Source organism: Actinoplanes sp. TBRC 11911, from assembly GCF_012933445.1.
Classification (GTDB): domain Bacteria; phylum Actinomycetota; class Actinomycetes; order Mycobacteriales; family Micromonosporaceae; genus Actinoplanes.
Map to the genome: position 1 here is coordinate 136,320 of NZ_JABBNC010000001.1, position 19,121 is coordinate 155,440.

The 19,121-nt window shown below is 72.0% G+C and carries 17 protein-coding genes, 1 tRNA gene and 1 pseudogene; 9 read left to right on the forward strand and 10 right to left on the reverse strand.

The window, feature by feature from the left end; all coding sequences use genetic code 11:
- The first annotated feature begins 134 nt into the window (after window positions 1-134).
- From HH310_RS00565 to HH310_RS00575, 3 genes are read left to right on the forward strand one after another with little or no spacing between them, the layout of a single operon-like run.
- Window positions 135-1,505: a hypothetical protein gene (locus tag HH310_RS00565; protein WP_169173363.1), complete on the forward strand. Its 1,371-nt coding sequence runs from the start codon at window positions 135-137 to the stop codon at window positions 1,503-1,505.
- Between the two features lie 13 nt (window positions 1,506-1,518).
- Window positions 1,519-3,360 carry a dynamin family protein gene (locus HH310_RS00570; protein ID WP_169173364.1) on the forward strand — a complete coding sequence of 614 codons (1,842 nt, stop codon included), beginning with the start codon at window positions 1,519-1,521 and terminating at the stop codon, window positions 3,358-3,360.
- On the forward strand, window positions 3,357-4,826 hold the full coding sequence (locus HH310_RS00575) for a dynamin family protein (RefSeq protein ID WP_169173365.1): 1,470 nt from the start codon (window positions 3,357-3,359) through the stop codon (window positions 4,824-4,826). The genes HH310_RS00570 and HH310_RS00575 overlap by 4 nt, the downstream gene beginning before the upstream one ends.
- Before the next feature lie 5 nt (window positions 4,827-4,831).
- Here the strand turns inward: HH310_RS00575 and HH310_RS00580 are convergent, their stop codons facing one another.
- On the reverse strand, window positions 4,832-5,419 hold the full coding sequence (locus HH310_RS00580; RefSeq protein WP_169173366.1) for a hypothetical protein: 588 nt from the start codon (window positions 5,417-5,419) through the stop codon (window positions 4,832-4,834).
- A gap of 77 nt (window positions 5,420-5,496) precedes the next feature.
- Between HH310_RS00580 and HH310_RS44640 the strand changes: the two genes are divergently transcribed.
- Window positions 5,497-7,224 carry an Hsp70 family protein gene (locus HH310_RS44640; protein WP_169173367.1) on the forward strand — a complete coding sequence of 576 codons (1,728 nt, stop codon included), beginning with the start codon at window positions 5,497-5,499 and terminating at the stop codon, window positions 7,222-7,224.
- A gap of 196 nt (window positions 7,225-7,420) precedes the next feature.
- On the opposite strand, the gene HH310_RS00590 is transcribed toward HH310_RS44640, so the two are convergent.
- Window positions 7,421-7,726, reverse strand: coding sequence for a hypothetical protein (locus HH310_RS00590; RefSeq protein ID WP_169173368.1), 306 nt, complete (start codon window positions 7,724-7,726; stop codon window positions 7,421-7,423).
- Window positions 7,727-7,750: 24 nt separating this feature from the next.
- Complete coding sequence (locus HH310_RS00595) at window positions 7,751-8,374, reverse strand: phosphoribosylanthranilate isomerase (protein WP_312033731.1); 624 nt, start codon at window positions 8,372-8,374, stop codon at window positions 7,751-7,753.
- Between the two features lie 249 nt (window positions 8,375-8,623).
- On the opposite strand from HH310_RS00595, the gene HH310_RS00600 reads away from it, so the two are divergent.
- The gene (locus tag HH310_RS00600; RefSeq protein WP_169173369.1) at window positions 8,624-9,601 is read left to right on the forward strand and encodes an AraC family transcriptional regulator; all 978 of its coding nucleotides are present in this window, start codon (window positions 8,624-8,626) and stop codon (window positions 9,599-9,601) included.
- 11 nt (window positions 9,602-9,612) lie between these two features.
- Here the strand turns inward: HH310_RS00600 and HH310_RS00605 are convergent, their stop codons facing one another.
- Window positions 9,613-10,428: an SDR family oxidoreductase gene (locus HH310_RS00605; RefSeq protein WP_169173370.1), complete on the reverse strand. Its 816-nt coding sequence runs from the start codon at window positions 10,426-10,428 to the stop codon at window positions 9,613-9,615.
- A 96-nt stretch (window positions 10,429-10,524) separates the two neighbouring features.
- Between HH310_RS00605 and HH310_RS00610 the strand changes: the two genes are divergently transcribed.
- Window positions 10,525-11,448, forward strand: a complete 924-nt coding sequence (locus tag HH310_RS00610) for a helix-turn-helix domain-containing protein (RefSeq protein WP_169173371.1) — start codon at window positions 10,525-10,527, stop codon at window positions 11,446-11,448.
- 89 nt (window positions 11,449-11,537) lie between these two features.
- Here HH310_RS00610 and HH310_RS00615 read toward each other — a convergent pair whose 3' ends face one another.
- The 4 genes from HH310_RS00615 to HH310_RS00630 are packed head-to-tail and all read right to left on the reverse strand — an operon-like array spanning window position 11,538 to window position 15,348.
- Window positions 11,538-12,587, reverse strand: coding sequence for a nitronate monooxygenase family protein (locus HH310_RS00615; RefSeq protein WP_169173372.1), 1,050 nt, complete (start codon window positions 12,585-12,587; stop codon window positions 11,538-11,540).
- Window positions 12,584-13,690 carry a histidine kinase gene (locus tag HH310_RS00620; protein WP_169173373.1) on the reverse strand — a complete coding sequence of 369 codons (1,107 nt, stop codon included), beginning with the start codon at window positions 13,688-13,690 and terminating at the stop codon, window positions 12,584-12,586. The genes HH310_RS00615 and HH310_RS00620 overlap by 4 nt, the downstream gene beginning before the upstream one ends.
- A 1-nt stretch (window position 13,691) precedes the next feature.
- The gene (locus HH310_RS00625) at window positions 13,692-14,822 is read right to left on the reverse strand and encodes a sensor histidine kinase (RefSeq protein WP_169173374.1); all 1,131 of its coding nucleotides are present in this window, start codon (window positions 14,820-14,822) and stop codon (window positions 13,692-13,694) included.
- 13 nt (window positions 14,823-14,835) lie between these two features.
- On the reverse strand, window positions 14,836-15,348 hold the full coding sequence (locus HH310_RS00630; RefSeq protein WP_169173375.1) for a hypothetical protein: 513 nt from the start codon (window positions 15,346-15,348) through the stop codon (window positions 14,836-14,838).
- Between the two features lie 106 nt (window positions 15,349-15,454).
- On the opposite strand from HH310_RS00630, the pseudogene HH310_RS00635 reads away from it, so the two are divergent.
- From HH310_RS00635 to HH310_RS00645, 3 genes and pseudogenes are all read left to right on the forward strand, one after another.
- A pseudogene (locus tag HH310_RS00635) lies at window positions 15,455-16,112 on the forward strand (response regulator).
- 34 nt (window positions 16,113-16,146) lie between these two features.
- Window positions 16,147-16,767, forward strand: a complete 621-nt coding sequence (locus tag HH310_RS00640) for a DUF4232 domain-containing protein (protein ID WP_169173376.1) — start codon at window positions 16,147-16,149, stop codon at window positions 16,765-16,767.
- Between the two features lie 97 nt (window positions 16,768-16,864).
- A complete protein-coding gene (locus HH310_RS00645; protein ID WP_248293549.1) occupies window positions 16,865-17,653 on the forward strand; it encodes an SGNH/GDSL hydrolase family protein in 789 nt (262 codons plus the stop codon).
- Window positions 17,654-17,936: 283 nt separating this feature from the next.
- Here the strand turns inward: HH310_RS00645 and HH310_RS00650 are convergent.
- A tRNA-Cys gene (locus tag HH310_RS00650) sits at window positions 17,937-18,010 on the reverse strand.
- A gap of 28 nt (window positions 18,011-18,038) precedes the next feature.
- On the reverse strand, window positions 18,039-18,596 hold the full coding sequence (locus tag HH310_RS00655; RefSeq protein WP_169173377.1) for a dihydrofolate reductase family protein: 558 nt from the start codon (window positions 18,594-18,596) through the stop codon (window positions 18,039-18,041).
- Between the last annotated feature and the right edge of the window lie 525 nt (window positions 18,597-19,121).

Here is a 19,121-nt window from a genome sequence, read left to right on the forward strand (position 1 = left end):
ACACGAGGCTGGGGATCCCCTATCGCAGCCCGTATACCACGGGGGACACCCCGATGCCCGCACCGGGCGGTGGGTCGCACGCTGGTGCTACGTCCGGGTGAGGAACGGGACGCATGCCTAGCGAGGAGTAGATCATGACCACCGACGCAACCCAGCTTCTGAAAGATTTCGTACTCAACCTGCTCACCGACCGCGAGTTCGCCAGCCGGTACGCGGAAGACCCCAACGGGACGCTGACCGCGCAGGGCGTCACCGACGTCGACCTGTCCGCGGTGGACGTGCCGGCCGTCGTCAGCGAGGCCGCCGATGAGCCCGGCGTCTCGGACGAGGCGCGCGGCGCGTTGGAGAGCTACACCAGCGGCAGCGGCGGCGGCTCGTCGAGCGGCTCGGCCAGCGGTGGCAGCGGCACGGCACCTCCCCCGCCCGCCGCGTCGTCCTCGGCCGGTACGCAGTCGGTCGACCACGTCGTCCAGCACCTCAACTACGTCACGTACGCCACGTACGAGGGCGACGACTACATCACCCAGAACCTGGACGTCAGCTTCACCAGCGTCACCGACAACAGCCTGGACGTCGACGTGGACACCGTCTTCGGTGACGTGGACGTGGACGCGACGAACATCAGCGCCTCGGGCGACGGCGCGGTGGCGGGCGGCGGCGACGTGACCGCGGCGACCGGCGACGGCGCGCTGGCCGGTGAGGACATCAACGTGGCGACCGGCGAGGGCTCGGTGGCGGGCGACAACGCCACGGCCGCGACCGGCGACGGCTCGGTGACCAGCACCGGTGACGGTGACGTGAACGCCGCGACCGGCGACTTCTCCAGCGTCGTCGACGGCGACGTGACCACGCTCAGCGGCGACGGCTCGCTGCTCGTGGACGGCGACAACTTCGGTCAGGCCAACACCGGGCAGGGTGCCGTGCAGGTCGGCGACGACCTCTCCGGCGCGGTCAACACCGGCGTCAACACCGGCATCGTGGCCGACGAGCTGGACGACGCGGTGGTCGGCGACGGCAACCAGACCGCGCAGGTCGACGGCGACGTCGACGAGTCGGTCTTCAACTTCGGGGGCGGCGACGTGGCGAACCTGCCGGACGCCGAGATCACCGACAGCGCGGTCAGCTTCGGTGGCGGGGACGCCGCGAACGCCTCGAACAACGTCGCCGGCGACGGCTCGGCGATCTCCGCGGGCGGCAACGCGACCGGCAGCTTCTCCGACGACGACACGACGATCAACGACAACGACACGACCACCACCACGACCATCAGCGACAACGACACGACCACCACCGTCAACGACAACGACACCTCCATCAGCGACGACGACACCACGATCAGCGACGACGACACCACGGTGACCACGGTGTCCGACGACGACACCACCACCTCGATCAGCGACGACGACACCTCCATCACCGACATCGACACCACGACGGTCTCGGACGACGACACCACCGTCACCGACGTCGAGAGCGGCGACGACTCCAGCGTCATCGCCGGCTGAAGCCGAAAGCGGCATGGCAGCGGGCCGGACCAGGCCCGCTGCGTGGCGGCACCGATCGGAGGGGAGAGCCGTGACCGACGTCGTCCCGGCCGCGAAGGCGGTCGCCGTGGTGGAGCTGGGCCTGCGCGCTTGTACGGCGTACGACCGGCCGGACGCCGCCGCCCGCCTGACCGCCGCCCGCACCGCCCTGGCCGACCCGGTCCTGCACGTGGTCGTGGCCGGCGAGTTCAAGCAGGGCAAGAGCTCGCTGGTCAACGCCCTGGTCGGCGCCACGGTCTGCCCGGTCGACGACGACGTCGCCACCGCCATCCCGACCTACGTACGCCACGGCGAGCAACCGGAGGCGGCCCTGCTCGGCGAGCCCGAGTCAACCCCTCAAAAGATCCAGATTGCTGATGTACGCCGGTACGTCGTCGAAGGCAGCGAAAGCCGGCCGGAGATCACCGGTGTGGAGGTCCGCATCCCGCGCAAGATCCTCGCCGGTGGACTGGTCCTGGTGGACACTCCCGGGGTCGGCGGACTGTCCTCGCCGCACGCCGCCGCGAGCCTGGCCGCGGTGTCCATGGCCGACGCGGTGATCTTCGTGACCGGCGCCGCGCAGGAGCTCACCCGCAGCGAGGTCGACTTCCTGCAGCGGGCGCGGTCGCTGTGCCCGGTGGTGGTCTGCGTCCTCACCAAGACCGACTTCTACCCGTCCTGGCGGCAGATCCGCGACCTCAACGAGCAGCACCTCACCACGCACTGCCCGGTCCCGCTGATGCCGGTCTCGTCGACGCTGCGCTCGCGCGCGGTCAAGGCCGGCGACACCGGCCTGAACACCGAGTCCGGCTTCACCCACCTGGTCAAGTTCCTCAACGACCAGGTCGGCGGCTCGGCGGCCGACCGTCTGGCCGCCGACGCCGCCGCCGAGGTGCTCGCGCTCTGCGACCAGCTCGACGCCCATTTCGAGGCGGAACGCACGGCGCTCGCCGACCCGGAGGCGGCCGAGCGGGTGGTCCGTGATCTCACCGACGTGAAGGCCCGCGTGGACGCGCTCAAGAGCGCCGCGGCCAAGTGGAACCTGACGCTCGCCGACGGCATCGCGGACCTGACCGCCGACATCGACCACGACCTGCGCGCCCGGATCCGCACGATCATCGCCGAGGCGGACACCACCATCGAGGACTCCGACCCGGCCGACACCTGGCCGGAGATGGAACCGTGGCTGCAGGCGCGGGTGGCCGAGGAGCTGCTGGACAACTACGACCTGCTACGGCGGCGGTCGGGTGAGCTGAGCGAACGCGTGGGCCGGCATTTCCTGGAGGCGTCGAGCGCGCTGACCGCCCGGCTCGCGGTGCACGACCCGACGCCGCTCGCCGCCGTCGACGACTTCCAGCACAAGATCGACCTGAAACGGATGCGGCTGGCCAAGCAGGCGATGGTGGCGTTGAAGAACGCGTACGGGGGCGCGCTCATGTTCATCATCCTGGGCAGCCTGGTCGGCGTCTCGCTGGGACCGATCGGCATCGGCATCGGCCTCGTGATGGGCCATCGCGGCCTCCGCGAGGAGAAGAAGCGCCAGGTGCAGAAGCGGCGCGCGGAGGCGCGCAACGCGATCCGGCGCTACTGCGACGAGGTCACCTTCGCGGCGAGCAAGGACTCGCGGGACACGCTGCGCCGGGTGCAGCGGCAGCTCCGCGACCACTACAGCGGGCTGGCCGAGGAGCTGAACCGGACCAACGCGCAGGCCCTCGCCAGCGCCTCGGAGGCGGCGAAACGCACCCAACAGGACCGCCAGCAGCGGTTGAAGGACGTCGACGCGGAGCTGACCCGGGTGCGCCAGCTGCGGCAGCGCGCCCTGGAGGTGATCGGATGAGCCTGATCGACCGCACCCGGACCGTCCTCGACCGGGGCAACGCCGTGTACCGGGGTACCGCGTTCGCGGCCCGGCTCACCGCGATCCGCGAACGCCTGGACGCGCCGCTGCGCGTGGCCGTCGCCGGCCGGGTCAAGGCCGGCAAGTCCACCCTGCTCAACGCGCTCGTCGGGGAACGGCTGGCACCGACCGACGCGGGCGAGTGCACCCGCATCGTGACCTGGTACCAGGACGGCCACACGTATCAGGTGGAGGCCACCCCGAAGGAGGGCCGGCCGCGGCCGCTGCGGTTCACCCGCGAGGACGGGGTCATCGACATCGACCTGGGCGGGCTCAGCGCGGACGAGGTCACCCAGCTCGTGGTCACCTGGCCGGCCCGCTCGCTGCGCACGGTCACGCTGATCGACACCCCCGGCATCGGGTCGCTGTCCGAACAGGCCGTACAGCGTACATGGGGGCTTCTCGTCCCGGACGACGAGGAGACACCGGCCGACGCCGTCGTCTACCTGCTGCGCCACCTGCACGTCGGCGACGTCGAGTTCCTGCGGGCGTTCCACGACACCGAGGTGTCCCGGCCCAGCCCGGTGAACGCGATCGGGGTGCTGTCGCGCGCCGACGAGATCGGGGCGGGCCGGCTCGACTCGATGGCCTCGGCCCGCCGGATCGCGGCCCGGCTCGGCACCGACGCGAACGTGCGGCGGCTGGTCCAGTCGGTGGTTCCGGTGGCCGGTCTGCTCGCCGAGACCGCGGTGACGCTGACCGAGGTCGAGGTCGCGCAGCTGCGCCGGGTCGCCGACCTGCCGGTGCGGCAGGCCGAGGACCTGCTGCTGTCCGCGGACCGCTTCGCGCACGCGATGCCCGAGCTCGGCCTGACCGCGCTGGAACGCGAGGCGCTGCTGAACCGCTTCGGCCTGTTCGGGGTGCGGCTGACCAGCACGCTGCTGCGCCGCGAGGTGGCCACCACCGCCACCGACCTGTCCCGCGAACTCGGCTACCGCAGCGGGCTCAACGACCTGCGCGAGATCATCGGGTCGCTGTTCCTGGAACGCCGGGACGTGCTCAAGAGCCGCTCGGCGTTGCTGGCGCTCGCCGAGACCGCCCGTACGTGCGTACGGCCGGGAAGTGAAGGAATCTCGGCCGCCGTGGAAGAGATCATGGCGTCGGCGCACCCGTTCAACGAGTTGCGGGTGCTGTCCAGCGTGCGGGCCGGCTGGATCACCGGCAAGGCGGACACCGTGGCCGAGCTGGAACGGGTGATCGGCGGGTCGGGCAGCGCGCCCAGCGAACGGCTGCGGCTGGCGCCGGACGCGAGTGACGCCGAGCTGACCGCGGCCGCCGGTGCGGCGCTTGCCCGGTGGCAGCGGCGGGCGGAGAGCCCGATGACCCCGTACGAGATGGCGGTGGCGGCCCGCGTGGCCGTGCGTTCCTGCGAGGGCATGCTGGCCGGGCTGGAGCGGTCGCGATGACCCGGTCAGCCGATGTCGTCGATGTCCGGCTCGTCGTCATCGTCGTCGAAATCGTCCGCGGCCAGCGTGGCCTCCGCGCCGATGTCGTCGGTCGTGGCGTCATCCAGATCGCTCGGGTCGAGGCCGTCCCCGTCGTCGTCGGTCACGGCGGTCTCGGTGACGGGCAGCGAGCCGGCATCCGGATAGGCGTCGTGCGCCGCGTCGGTGCCGCCGCCGGCGTCCGCACCCGCCCCGAAATCGACGTCGAGGTCGAACCCCGGACCGGCGTCGAGAGCGGCGTGCCCGTCGGGCGCGATGTCGTCCAGGTCGCCGGCGTCGTCCCCGGCCGGCGCCGTCACCAGCAGGTCGAGCCAGCCCTCGTCGGCGGTCGTCTCGTCCGCCCCGACCGCGCTGTGCGCCGTCACGAAGGGCGCCAGATGCTCGGCGACCTCCACCGGCGCGGTGTCGGCGAAGTTGACCACCGCCTCGGCCACGAGGTCGTCCGGCAGGCCGGCGTGGCCGTGCCCGTCGAGCAGCTCGCGCGGGTCACCGCCGGCGCTTCCGGCGCCGGTCAGGTCGGCGAACACCTCGCGAAGGGGACGAGCGGATTCCATGTCCCCACCTTAGAAGCGCCCGCGCCCGCCCGGCTGGGGGAAAACCCCCTTTCCACACCTATCGATGGAGCGACCCGATGTACACACTCGGCATAGACATGGGTACGACGTTCACCGCCGCGGCCACCTGGCGCGACGGGCACGCCGAGATCGTCCCGCTAGGCAGCCGGAGCGCCGCGATCCCGTCGGTGGTGCTGCTGCGCGAGGACGAGACGTTCCTGACCGGGGAGGCGGCCAACCGGCGTGGACTGACCGAGCCGCACCGGGTCGCCCGCGAGTTCAAGCGCCGGGTCGGCGACACCACACCGATCCTGGTCGGTGGCGTTCCGCAGTCGGCCGAGGCGCTGATGTCCCGGTTGCTGCGCGCGGTGGCCGACCAGGTGATCGACCGGGAGGGCGGACCACCGCCGGTCACGTGCGTGTCGCATCCGGCGAACTGGGGGGCGTACAAAATAGATCTGTTGCGCCAGGCGGTGCGGATGGCCGACCTCGAGGGCTCGGTGATCTACACGACCGAGCCGGAGGCGGCGGCGGTGAGTTACGCGCAGCAGCAGCGCATCGAGCCGGGCGCCGTCGTCGCCGTGTACGACCTGGGCGGCGGCACGTTCGACGCGGCGGTGCTGCGCAAGACCGCGACCGGCTTCGACATCCTGGGCCGGCCGGAGGGGATCGAACGCCTTGGTGGCATCGACTTCGACGCGGCAGTGTTCCACCACGTCCGCAGCGCGCTGGCCGGCCAGCTGAAGGAGCTCGACGAGGACGACCCCGGGGCGATCGCCGCGGTGGCCCGGCTGCGCGAGGAATGCGTGCAGGCCAAGGAGGCGCTGTCGGCGGACACCGACACGACGATCCCGGTGCTGCTGCCCAACCTGGTGACCGAGGTGCGGCTCACCCGCTCCGAGCTGGAGGCGATGGTGCGGCCGGCCTTGTACGGGTCGGTGGAGGCGTTGAAGCGGGCGATCCGGTCGGCCGGGACCGCGCCGGACGAGCTGCATTCGGTGCTGCTGGTCGGCGGGTCGTCGCGGATGCCGATCGTCGCGCAGATGGTGACGTCGGAGTTCGGGCGGCCGGTGGCGGTGGACGCGCATCCGAAGCACGCGGTCGCCCTGGGTGGTGCGTGGCTGGCGAGTGGGGCGTCGAGCACCGGGACGGTTTCGGGCCGGGCGGTGGCACCGGCTCCCCCGGCGGCCTCTCGGCCGGAACCGGCCTCCCCGAAGGCTCGGCCGGCGCCGCCGATCAAGGCCGGTGTGGCCGCGGTGCCGACCAGCCCGGCGGCACCCCGGCCGGTCAGCCCGGCCCCGGCCCGGCCGACCAGCCCGGCGCCAGCCGGTCCGTCCTCGTCGTGGGCCACCAGCGTGCTGTCCGCCGGGGCCGCCTCGCCGCCACAGGCCGGCCGGGCCTCGCCGCCGGCACCACCCACGCGAGGCCGCCGCGGCAAGCGACGGCTGCTCATCGGCGCCGGCCTCGGGCTCGCGCTGCTGCTGGCCGCCGGCGGCGTGGCGTACGCGCAGTACGGCCGCGACGACGGCAAGAAGAACATCCCCGCCGCCGCCATCCAGCCCAGCGTTAAACCCAGCCCGACGCTGCCCGCCGACGAACAGTGCACCGACGAGATCAAGAGCAACCGCCGCTGGGTGTGCCTCACCTCGGCGGTGCTGGCCGACGGCAAACTCACCATCAACTACAACGTGGATTACGACGGCTCGACCCCGGACGTCGACGCCGGCTACCACCTGCACATCTACGGCGGCGACGGGAAGTATCCGCCGGATCACCTGATGGGCTCGCACGCCCCGAAGAGTTAGCAGGGCGAATGGTACGTCGAGGACCGCCGTCCCTCCATTCTGGACACCGACGACCGGCGTTTCGTCCGGGCCATCGGCGACGCCCCGAAGGTGTGCGCCCGGATCGCGGTCGCCGGGCACGGCCTGGTCCCGGACGCGAACAAGACTTACAAGACCGGCAACTGCGTGCCCATCACCAGAAAGTAGGTGGCGGGGCTCAGGACACCAGGACGATCACGAACGGCACCAGCGCGAGCACCGCCGCCGCGGGCCAGACCGCGTTCGCCGCGCCGGGCGGGAGGCGCCGCCGGAACGGCACGTTGACCAGGGCGAACAACCCGCCGAGCACGCCCAGGGTGACGACCACGATGCCGGTGGCCGAGGCGGCCCGGCCGTCGCCGACCTCGAACATGTCCGGGCGGCCGAACACCAGCTTGGAGCCGAGGCCGAGGGGCAGGATCGCGCAGACGCCGATCAGCACGTTCGCGACCGCCCACATCAGGGTGCCCATCCATCTCGCCACCCGCAGACGGTATCCCAGCGGCGGTTATCCCAGCTCGGCGGTCCGTGCCGCGGCGAGGAAGGCGCGGATCAGCCCGGGGTCCTTCACGCCCCGGCTGGCCTCGACGCCGCTGGAGACGTCCAGGCCCCACGGGTGCAGCGCGGCCACCGCGGCGCCGACGTTGCCCGGGTTCAGGCCGCCCGCCAGCAGCCACCGGCCGTCGATCGCCCCGGCCAGATCGGTCCACTCCCACGCCGTACCGGAGCCGGGTTTGGGGGAATCGACCAGCAGGAGATCCTCGCCGTGCGAGCCGGTGCGCAGGTCACCGGCCGGGGAGGTCGCCCGGATCAGCGGCAGGCCCAGGTCACCGAGCGCGTCGAAATGCGACGCCGGCTCGTCGCCGTGGAGCTGGATGGCCCGGACGCCGGACTCCGCGACGGCCGAGCGCACCTGCTCGACCGGTTCGCCGCGGAAGACCCCGACCGTCAGGACACCCGGCGGCACGTCGTCGACCAGGCGGCGGACCTCGGCCGGAGCGATCTGGCGGGGGCTCGGCGTCAGGATGAACCCCACCGCGTCCGCGCCGGAGCCGACCGCGGTGGCGACGTCCGGACGGGTGCGCAGGCCACAGACCTTCACGAACAGGTGCGGCTGGTCGAAATCGGTCACCACCCTATCTTTCCCGGTACGGCGTACGAGGCGCGGTGATTTTTACGACGTGTGAGCCACGATCCGCGCTGGGTGTCCATCGCGCCGCGTCCGGCGGCTCGCCGCGCGCACCCCGCGACGGCTTAGCTCGACGCGTCGGGAAATCGACCCGGAGAACCAGCGCCGGCGATGCTGCGCAGGGGGCAGCATCGCCGGCACTGTGAGCCGAAACAGTGGTCGCCCGGCGGCCGTGCACGGCACCATGGCGCGGTGAACGGCCCCTTCGTCATCGGGGCGAGCCCCCAGGCCCGCCTCACCTCGATCGAGGACGTGCTGGACCGCTCGGTGCCGGCCTTCTACCCGCACACCCTCGATCAGCTGGTCGCCGCGCAACGGTTCTCGACCGACTGCCGGTTTCTGCGGGCCGGGCCGATCACGGTCGTCGACGCGACGGTCCGCGCCGACATCCGGATGGACTTCGCCGAGGGGCGCAACGGGTACCACGCCAACGTCGCGCTGTCCGGCGGCCTCCGGTCCCGGCACCGCGGCGTCGACCTCTTGACCACCGCCGAGACCGCCACGTTCTACCGGCCGAGCGGCGAGACGTCGGTCACGCACTGGACGGCCGGCACGCGGATCCTCGCGGTGAAAATGGATCTCGGCGCCGTCGAGCGGATCCTGCGAGACACGGTTCGCGGCCCGGTCGCCGACCGGTGGACCCCATCCGTCGACGTGCGCGGCGGTCCCGGCCGTAGCTGGGTGCGAATGCTGCGGCACCTGACGACGGAACTCGCCGACCCGGACAGCGTGCTGCATCAGCCGATGGCCGCGATGCCGTTCGTCGAGGCGGTCCTCAGCGGATTCCTCATGGTTGCCAGCCCCGCCTTCCGGCAAACTCTCGACCGGCCCGCGGAACCGGCTCGCCCGGCCGCCGTGCGCGACGCCACCGACATCATCGACGCCGAGGCGCACCGGCCGCTGACCACGGCCGAGCTCGCCCGCCGCTGCCACGTCAGCGTCCGCACGCTTCAGGAGGGCTTCCAGCGCCACCTCGGCATCGCGCCGATGGCCTACCTGCGTTCGGTACGCCTCGACCGGGCACACGCCGAACTACGCGCCGCCGATCCCGCCCGCGACACGGTGGGCGCGATCGCCCGCCGGTGGGGCTTCACCAACCTCACCCGCTTCGCGAACCAGCACCGCAAGGCGTACGGGCAATATCCGCACGAGACCTTGAGGATCGCTTAGCGCAGCGGACCTCAAGTCGCTGATCCGTCGGAAAGCGCCCGCAGCCGCCCGTCGAGCGCCTTGCGGATCTCGTCCGCGGCACCGGGTCCGAGCGCGACCCGCAGCGGCGGCCGGGCGGCGTCCGCGGTCCCGATGATCGCCTCGGCCAGCTCCCGGGTGCCGAGCATCAGGTGCGGCGGCAGGTCCGTCAACTGCCGGACCACATCCCCCACCTCCGGGTACGCCGCCCCGGGCGCCACGATGTCGCCCTCGGCCATGAATCGCGTCCGGACCGCGCCGGGCTCCATGATCGAGAAGGTGATCCCGTACGGGGCGAGTTCCAGCGCCAGCGCCTCGGTGACCGCGCCGACCGCGTGCTTCGTGGCGGCCAGCAGCCCGGTTCCCGGATACGACATATGCCCAAATATCGATGACATCTGAACCACGTGTCCGGAACGCTGCGCGCGCAGGACGGGCAGCACCGCACGCAGCACGTTCAGGACGCCGAAGAAGTTCGTGTCGAAATTCTCGTGGGCCTTCTTGTCGCTGATCTCCTCGATCGGCCCGAGCAGCGCGTACCCGGCCGCGTTGACCACCACGTCGATCCCGCCGAACGCCCCCGTGGTGCGTTCGACGGCCTCGGACAGTGCGGCCTCGTCGCGGACGTCGGCCGGCAACGCCAGAGCCTGTCCGCGGAAGCCTATCGAGAGCTGGCGCAGCGCCATGGTGCTCCGGCTCATCGCCGCGACGCGGTCGCCGCGTTCCAGGGCGGCCACGGCCACGGCCTGACCGACTCCGGACGACGCGCCGGTGACCAGCCACGTCCGGGTGTGTGTCGTTTCCTCCATCGAGCGATTTCCTTCCTGCTGATCTGTGTCCGGCCCCACTGCGCATCGGCGGTGATGACGGGCAGCATGGGGGCCGGGCTGACGAGGGGGAATGCGATGGCCATCTGGGACATCGCCGATCAACCGGCGCGGGACCAGTTCGGGTACTGGCACGACGTCATCTGCGAGGTGTTCATCCCGATGACGCCGCAGCGGCTGGCACCGGGTGACGGGTTCGGCGGCCGGGTGGAGGCGCGTCCGGCGGGCGCGGTGACCCGGACGGATGTCCGGTCCGAGCCGCAGCGCACCATCCACGGGCCACGCGAGGTGGACCGTTCCGACGGGGATTTCTACTTCGTCAATCTGGTGCTGGACGGTCGTTGCCACATGAGCCAGAACGGCCGCGAGTCGACGGCGTCGGCCGGTCAGCTCGCCGTGGTGGACACGACCGAGCCGTACTACCTGGATTTCGACCAGCGGTGGCGGATGATGACGTTCCGCCTGCCGCACACGTCGCTAAGTTCCCGGCTCGCCCATCCGCGGCAGGGCACCGTGACGCCGATCGACGCGTCCGCCGGGCTCGGCGGGATCGCCGCGGCCATGATGCACGCGTGGTGGGAGATCGATCAGCCGCAGCCCACGTCGGTGGCAGGCGAGCTGGAGCAGGCCTTCGCCTCGGTGGTCTCGGCCGCGATGGGCAGCCACGATCAGAGCGCTTCGGTACGCGACGCCGTGCGATCGCAGGTCCTGAGTTACGTCGCCGCGCACCTCGGCGACCCCGCGCTCTCGGTCGTCACGGTGTGCCGGCGCTTCGCCATCTCGCCCCGGTCGCTGCACAACCTCTTCGACGGCCGGCCGAACACGTTCGCCGGCACGATCCGCGAGATGCGCCTGCAGCGGTGTGCCCGGCTGCTGACCGATCCGGCCAACCGGCTGACGATCACCGAGATAGCGCTCCGCCACGGATTCACCGACTCGACGACGTTCAGCCGGGCGTTCCGCCGCCGCTTCGGCATGGCGCCGCGCGACATGCGCGCCTAGACACATGTTTGTTGGCATGAGCGAATACTCACGCCCGGCGGGTCCGTGCGTCTTGACCGTGGCTGCAGGCTTTCCCGGCAATCCGTGCATCAAGCAAGGATCATGGACGCTTCCCGCCACATCCGGGTGATCACCTCGGCGGCGGGATCCGTGGTCGCCAGCGCCGCGCTCTGGCCGGCGAAGTAGTTCTCGGCCTCGATGCCGGGCGCGTTCCCGGCGCGCCACCGGCCGACCAGGCCGAGCTGGTCCGGGAAACGGGCCGGCCGGGGCGCCTCGGGCCGCTGCCACTCCCGCAGGAAGGCGGTGGACACGGCGCGTGCGGTGCGTCCCGTGTACGCCCGGGTCACCGTCACCGCCTCGGGCCCGGCACCGGCCAGCGCCGCCGACCAGTTCGCCGAGATGCCCGCTTCCGGCGTCCGCAGCAGCGCGGTGCCGACCTGAACGGCGCTGGCCCCCAACGCGAGCGCGGCGGCCACGCCCCGCCCGTCGCCGATGCCCCCGGCCGCCACGACCGGAACGCGCAGGTGGTCCGCGATGTGCGGCACGAGCGCGAACAGTGTGCTGTCCAGGCCGGCGGTCACGTCCTGATCGAAGCAGCCGCGATGGCCGCCGGCCTCGGTTCCCTGCGCCACGACCGCGTCGGCGCCCGCCTCCTGGGCGGCGAGCGCCTCCGGCAACGTGGTGGCGCAGGCGAACCAGGCGATGCCCGCGTCGTGCAGCCGGCGCACGTAGCCGGCGTCGAAGATCCCCATGATCGAGGAGACGACGGTGGGGCGGGCCGCCAGCATCGCCTCGAGCTGCGCGCGGTAGTCCGGTCGCGGCCGGTCCGGTGGCGTGCCCGGCACACCGAAGCGGGCCAGGAACGCCTCGGCGAGCGCGCGTCGTTCGTCGTCGGGGGACCCGGGCTCCTCGGGCACCCAGATGTTGAGCTGAACCGGCCCCGCCGACCCGAACTCCGTCATCCACTGGGCGATGCGCTCCGGCGGGTCGCGAAGGACCCCGCGTCCGCCCATGGCACCGGCGGAAGCGGCGGCCCGGGCCAGCGCCGGCGGCGACGATCCGGCCATCGGCGCCTGCAGGATCGGAACGCTCAGGCCGTACGTCGCGCAGAACTCGCCGACACGGTCACGAACAGTCATGATGGCACCCCCCGGACACCAGCATCCGGTATGTGGGCGGCAACCTGCCAGCCGCCGTCCGCGCCCGGGTGGGCGACGAACGTCCCGCCCAGGGCCAGAACGCGCTCACGCAGCCCGATCAGGCCGCGGCCCGTGCCGGGCAACGGCGGGTTCGGCGGGGCGGGTGGCGGGTCGTTGTCGACGCGTACGGTCAAGGACCGATCGTGCGACGCGGCCTGGACGCGCACGCGGACCTCGGCGCCCGGGGCATGGCGCAGCGCGTTCGTCAGGCTCTCCTGGACCACCCGGACCGCGGCGTGCGCCACCTCGCGGGCGAGCCCGTCGCGGGAGCCCTCCAGCCGGCAGGTGACCCGCAGGCCGCTGCGCGCGGCCTGCGCCACGATGTCGTCGATGATCGCCAGGTCGGGGCTGGCCACCTCGGTGCCGGCCAGCAGGTCGATCAGCCGGTGCAGGTCGGCCTGACCCTGCCGGGCCGACGACGCGATCGCCACCAGCGACTCGGTCGCGGCCGGACCGGCCAGGCGTTGCCCGGCGGCGGCCTGGACCACCATCACGCTGAGCGCGTGGCCGACGATGTCGTGCAGCTCGGAGGCGATGCGAGCGCGTTCGTTGCGGACCGCCACCTCGGCGAAGAGTTTCCGCTCCCGGTCCAGCTCGCGGCCGCGTTCGGCCAGCTCCTCGGCGGTCTGCCGGCGCAGCCGCAACGCCGTCCCGGCCAGGAAACCGGGCAACGTCAGCACGATCAGGCCGGGGCTGTCCTCCCCGGTGCGGGCGTACAACACAGCGAGGTAGCCGACGTACGCGGCGGCGGCGAGCCACGCCGCCCGGCCGCCGAAGCGGTCCGCGAGCAGGGCCGCGTAGCCCAGCAGCGCGAGCAGGACGAAGTCGCTCGGGTCCGGCCCGAGAAACAGCGGGACGAGAAGCAGCGCGGGCCCGATGAGCAGCGCCGCGAGCGGGAACCGGCGCCATCCCGCGACGGCCGCGGCCCCGGCGGCGGTGCACAGCATGCCCACCCACTCGCCCGGTCCGTCCGGCCGCGCCGGAATCACCGCCGCGGCCACGGCGGCCACGACGACGAGGAGCTCGGGGATCAGGCGTCGCACGTCAGACCCCGGTCAGCACCGGAAGGTGAGCCACCACCCGGGCCCGGCCGCGCGCCGTCCGCACGGTCAGGGATCCGGCGTGCAGCCGCGCGCGTTCGCGGGCCCGGCCGATCGCCTCGCGCAGGTCGACCCGGCGGCCCGCCGGTCCCGCCACGCGGATCTCCAGCTCGGCGTCGCCGAAGGTCACCGTCACGTCCACCGCCGCCGTCTCGTCGCGGGCGAACGCGGTGATCAGGTGCTCGACGATCCGGTACGCGGACAGTTCCACACTCGCCGGAAGCATCCGCGGCTCGCCGGACACCCGCAGCGCCGACGCGGACCGCAGATGCCGGGTGAGCAGCGCGTCCAGATGCGCGACCGACGGCACCGGCGCCAGCGACACCTCGCCGCCGCGCAGCAGCCCGACGATCTCGCGCATGTCCGCGAGCGTGCGGCGGCTGTCCTCCTCCAGCGTGGTCAGCGCCGCCCTGGTCGCCGCCGGATCGGTGATCGCCGCGCTGTCCTCGGCCGCGCGCGCCAACTGCCCGAGCCGCTGGTCGAGGAGCTGCTCCAGCCGAGCGGACAACCGCAGCCGGTCGTCGGTCACGTCCAGCGCCGCCCGTTCGTCGCGCAGGCGCCGCAGGTCCTCGTTGCGCTGCCGGAGATCCCGCGTCATCGCCGAGTGATGCGCCAGCACCCGCGCGATCCCGAACAGCACGCCGCACAACACCAGCGCCACCGGCAGCAGCTCGACGCCGGCCGCCGTGTCGCGGACCAGCACCAGCGCGGTCAGCACACCAGAGGCGAAAACCGCGATTGCCCGTACGCGTGTGCGCTCCGCCAGCCCGCTCAGAAAGGCGAGGGTGAACGACAGTGGCAGCCCCGAACCGCAGCGGACCACGGCGCCGAAGGCCACCACGTGCACGGCCATCGCCGTACCGGAAAGCAGAATGACGCCGACCGGCAGGCGCCGCCACCACAGCACCGGCAGCGCGGTCGCGACGAAGACCGGGACCATCAGCCACGAGTGCGAGTCGATCCGGGTGGTGGGGTCGTCACTGAGGACGTTCATGATTCCCAGTAGCGACCCCAGGCCGCAGAGCACCGCGGTCAGGACGGCGTCGACGGGACGGATCCCGCGCAGGAGCCCCATGGCGACCTCCCGGTTAGGCGTACGACTTGGCCGGTTCGATGACGTCCGCGCGGGTGCCGGACCGTTTGCGCAGGCCGGCACCGATCCCCCAGGCCACGGCCGCCATCAGTGCCGTGACGCCGATGATGCCTAATCCTGCGGCCGAATCCCGGACCAGGACAATCGCCTGGACGGCCACGGCGGCCGCCAGCCCCAGCACGGACATCCAGCCCTTGGTGAGTTTTCCGGAGGCGTACGCGAGGGCGAAGGAAAGCGGCAGGCCGGCGCCGCAGCGGACGGTCCAGCCGAACGCGAGCACGTGAATCCCCAGAGCCGCCAAGGTCACCGCGTAGACCACGAGCATGTTGCGCCGCCGCCAGAGAATGGGCAGCGTGGCCGCGGCGAACACGGGGACCATGAGCCACGACCGGGAATCCATCCGCAGGCCCGGATCCGGATCGCTGATGATGTCGGCGACCATCAGAACGACGCCGAGAGCGGTCAGTGATGCGGCGAGAACGACATCGCCTTTGCGAACTGTATTCATGCTGTTGAGGCTAGGAATGGGGGCGGGGCCGGGTCGTCCTCATCGCGGGGCATCTTCCCCGAACGGCGTACTCCGCGAGGATTACCGCGGTAGTCACAATGAGCGGGTGGCCGAACCCATCCGTGTGCTCGTGGTCGACGACCAGCAGCTCCTGCGCGCCGGTTTCCGCGTGATCCTCAACGCCGAGCCGGACATCGACGTGGTCGGCGAGGCGGGTGACGGGCAGGTGGCGCTCGATCTCGTCCGGTCGCGGCGGCCGGACGTGGTGCTGATGGACATCCGGATGCCGGGGATGGACGGGCTGAGCGCGACCGAGCGGATGACGGCGCTGCCGGATCCGCCCCGGGTTGTCGTGCTGACCACGTTCGACCAGAACGAATACGTGGTCCGCGCGCTGCGGGCCGGCGCCTACGGATTCCTGCTCAAGGACGCGCCGACGTCCCGGCTGATCACGGCGGTGCGGGCGGCGGCAGCCGGGGACGCGTTGATCGAGCCGTCGATCAACGCGGCGGCTGATCGAACGATTCGCGGTCGAGCCGTTGGAGAATCCCGACGCCGTACGCCTGCTGACCGATCGCGAGCGGGAGGTGCTCCGGCTCATCGCCCGCGGCCTGTCCAACGCCGAGATCGCCGCCTCGCTCGTGGTGGCGGAGAACACCGCGAAGACCCACGTCGCTCGCATTCTCACGAAACTCGGGGTGCGTGATCGCGTCCAGGCGGTGGTCCTGGCGTACGAATCGGGGTTCGTGACCCGCGGACGCTGAACGCGGGTTGTCCGGGGCTGACATCATCCAGCCGGTGAAGCTGGTCCTGCTCGCCGTTCCGCTGGTGCTCGCCGGGTGCGGTGGCCCGTTCCCCGAGCGGCCACCGGTCATCGTGAGGCCAACCAGCGCGGCTTCGGTACCGCCGGCGACCGCCGCGCCCACCTGCCCGCCGGCGGGTGTGCGGCTCGAGATGGGCGCCGGGGACGCGGCGTCCGGGCTGCGCGTTCTCGGCATCGAACTGGTCAACTGCGGGCACGCTGAGTATCGCCTCGACGGATATCCGGTGGTGCGTCCGCTCGACGAGCATCGGGCGGTCGCCGACGTGCAGGTGCTGGACGGCATCGCGCAGGTCACCCACGCCATTCCCCCGTTGGAGCGGGCGCCGTCGCCGGTGGTGCTGGCGCCCGGTCAACGGGCCGAGGCGTTCGTGGTCTGGCGCAACACGTACACGGACACCACCCACCCGCCGGTGACCGTCCCGTTGCTGGCGGTCGCGCCCCGGGCCGGGGCACCGTCCGAGGTGCTCACCCCCACCGGTGGGGCGCTCGATCTGGGCAGCACCGGCCGGTTCGGGGTGAGCCCGTGGCAGCCCTCCTCAACGCCGGCTTCGCCCTCCACTTTGCCCTCCGCACCTTCCGCCGGCCCGGACGTCTGAGTGGTGTCGCGGAACACTGTGGCCGGGTCGCGGTGAACGAGTTGGATCTTCGCGCGTTATCCGACGCGAATGCTTTCGAACGCGGAAGGGAACCACCTTGCTGAAACGTCGAATGCTGGCCGTGGCGGTCGCCGTCGCGGCCGCCGCGGCCGTGTTGATCCCCGGCGCGGCGTCGGCCTCGCCGCCGCACATCGGGTCCTATGTCGCCCTCGGCGACTCGTACGCGGCCGGTGGTGGCGCGCCGCCGTACACCGATCCGACCTGCCTGCGGAGCAACAATTCCTACCCGGCGTTGCTCGCCGCCGCCAAGCACGTCAAGAGCTTCCAGTTCAACGCCTGCAGCGTCGCGGCGACACAGGACGTGCTGACCAGCCAATTGACCGGGCTGAATCGCAACACCGATCTGGTCACCATCACGATCGGCGGTAACGACCTGAACTTCACGCCGGGTATCGGGGCCTGCATGCAGGGTACCGACGCGGACTGCCAGGCCATCGTCGCCACCGCCGAGAAGGTCACCAAGACGGAGCTGCCGGGCCGGCTCGCGACCGTCTACCGCACGGTCCGCGCCCGCGCGCCGCACGCCTCCGTGGTCGTGGCCGGCTACGCCCGGTTCTTCGAGACCACGGCCGAGTGCCCGGCCGTGCCGCCGGCCAGCCTGGTCAAGCGGCGCGCGATCAACGGGGCCGTCGACACGCTGGACCGGACGATCGCCCTCGCGGCCGTTCGGGCCGGGTTCCGCTTCGCCGACGTCCGGCCGGAGTTCGCGGGGCACGGCCTGTGCGGGCCGAACCCGTGGCTGACCGGCCTGACCGACCCCACCCCGTTCCACCCGACCGCGACCGGCTACCGCGCCGGCTACCTCCCGGCCGTCCTGTTCCGCTGACGACCCGGCCGCGGCCCGCTCCCCCGATGCGGGAGCGGGCCGCGGTCGTCCGCCGTTTTCGGGCGGCAGGCCGCAGTCGTCCGCCGTTTTCGGGCGGCGAGCCGCGGTCGTCCGCCGTTTTCGGGCGGCGAGCCGCGGTCGTCCGCCGTTTTCGGGCGGCGAGCCGCAGTCGTCCGCCGTTTTCGGGCGGCGGGCCGCAGTCGTCCGCCGTTTTCGGGCGGCGGGCCGCAGTCGTCCCCGTCTGCGGGCGGCGAGCCGCAGTCGTTCCCACAGTGGATGGCGTTGGAGGCCGCAGCCGGAATCGAACCGGCGTACGCCGCTTTGCAGGCGGCTCCCTGACCACTCGGGCATGCGGCCATGTGGTAAAACGCCGGTCTGCCGCCATTCAGCGCGCGCGGCGGTAGTGCATGGCCACCGCGCCGTTGCGGAGCGGCTCTGCCGAGACCAGCTCGAGCCGGCGCGTCGCGGGCAGCCCACCCTGGTACAGCGTGGGGCCGTGGCCGGCGATCCGGGGATGGACGAGCAGCCGATACTCGTCGATCAGCTCCAGCCGGTCCAGCTCGGTCGCGAGCTTGCCGCTTCCGAGCAGGACCTCGGCCGGGGTCGCGTCCTTGAGCTTCTGCACGCCGTCGCGCAAATCGCCGCCGACGTGGTGGCTGTTGACCCACGGGAAATCCGTGCGCGTCGACGACACCACATACTTGGGCTTGGCCTCCAGCTTGACCGCCCACTCACGCATCGCCGCCGGCGCCTCCACGTCGCCGCGAGCGATGGCCGGCCAGGAGCTCTCCATCATCTCGTAGGTGACGCGCCCCCACAGCATCGCCCCGGCGTCGTCCATGAGCCGGGTGAAGTGGGCGTGCGTCTCGTCATCGGCGACCCCCTCCCGATGATCGACGCAACCGTCCAGGGTGACGTTGAGGCTGAACGTAAGAAATCCCATGCCCCGCGACTCTAACGCCACGAGAGCTCTTTCGCGTCAGGCTCCGAATCCCCGTCGCCGCCGCTCCCGAGCCAGGCGGCGGATCTCGATCCCGCGCGTGCCAAGCCCCCGCAACCGGCGCCGCACCCCCCAACCGGCACTGCGCGACCGGCAACCGGCGCCGCACCCCCAACCGGCACTGCGCGACCGGCAACTGGCACCGCGCCAACCGCCACTGGCGACCCGCAGCACTACGCGCCCCGCAGCAGGGTCCGCGACTCGCAGCAGGGTCCGCGACTCGCAGCAGGGTCCGCGACTCGCAGCCCGCCACCGACCCACTGCCGCAACCGGCGCCACCACCGGCATCGGCCGCCGAGGTGGCCAACGAGCGGAACGTGTCTCCAGGTCGACGCGCCTCGTCCGTCCATCCCACTATGCGGCGACCCCGACCACATTCTGGGATTTCTGTAGACCTTGGAGACTTACGCCCACATGCGAGCCCGAACTCTCCAAGGTCTACAAAACGTCGGCAAAAGCGGCCGAACA

What these genes read in the sequence shown, in the direction of transcription:
- HH310_RS00565 (WP_169173363.1), top strand. Translation starts at nt 135, where the DNA reads ATGACCACCGACGCAACCCAGCTTCTGAAAGATTTCGTACTCAACCTG.
- HH310_RS00570 (WP_169173364.1), top strand. Translation starts at nt 1,519, where the DNA reads ATGGCAGCGGGCCGGACCAGGCCCGCTGCGTGGCGGCACCGATCGGAG.
- HH310_RS00575 (WP_169173365.1), top strand. Translation starts at nt 3,357, where the DNA reads ATGAGCCTGATCGACCGCACCCGGACCGTCCTCGACCGGGGCAACGCC.
- HH310_RS00580 (WP_169173366.1), bottom strand. Translation starts at nt 5,419, where the DNA reads ATGGAATCCGCTCGTCCCCTTCGCGAGGTGTTCGCCGACCTGACCGGC.
- HH310_RS44640 (WP_169173367.1), top strand. Translation starts at nt 5,497, where the DNA reads ATGTACACACTCGGCATAGACATGGGTACGACGTTCACCGCCGCGGCC.
- HH310_RS00605 (WP_169173370.1), bottom strand. Translation starts at nt 10,428, where the DNA reads ATGGAGGAAACGACACACACCCGGACGTGGCTGGTCACCGGCGCGTCG.
- HH310_RS00610 (WP_169173371.1), top strand. Translation starts at nt 10,525, where the DNA reads ATGGCCATCTGGGACATCGCCGATCAACCGGCGCGGGACCAGTTCGGG.
- HH310_RS00615 (WP_169173372.1), bottom strand. Translation starts at nt 12,587, where the DNA reads ATGACTGTTCGTGACCGTGTCGGCGAGTTCTGCGCGACGTACGGCCTG.
- HH310_RS00625 (WP_169173374.1), bottom strand. Translation starts at nt 14,822, where the DNA reads ATGGGGCTCCTGCGCGGGATCCGTCCCGTCGACGCCGTCCTGACCGCG.
- HH310_RS00630 (WP_169173375.1), bottom strand. Translation starts at nt 15,348, where the DNA reads ATGAATACAGTTCGCAAAGGCGATGTCGTTCTCGCCGCATCACTGACC.
- HH310_RS00655 (WP_169173377.1), bottom strand. Translation starts at nt 18,596, where the DNA reads ATGGGATTTCTTACGTTCAGCCTCAACGTCACCCTGGACGGTTGCGTC.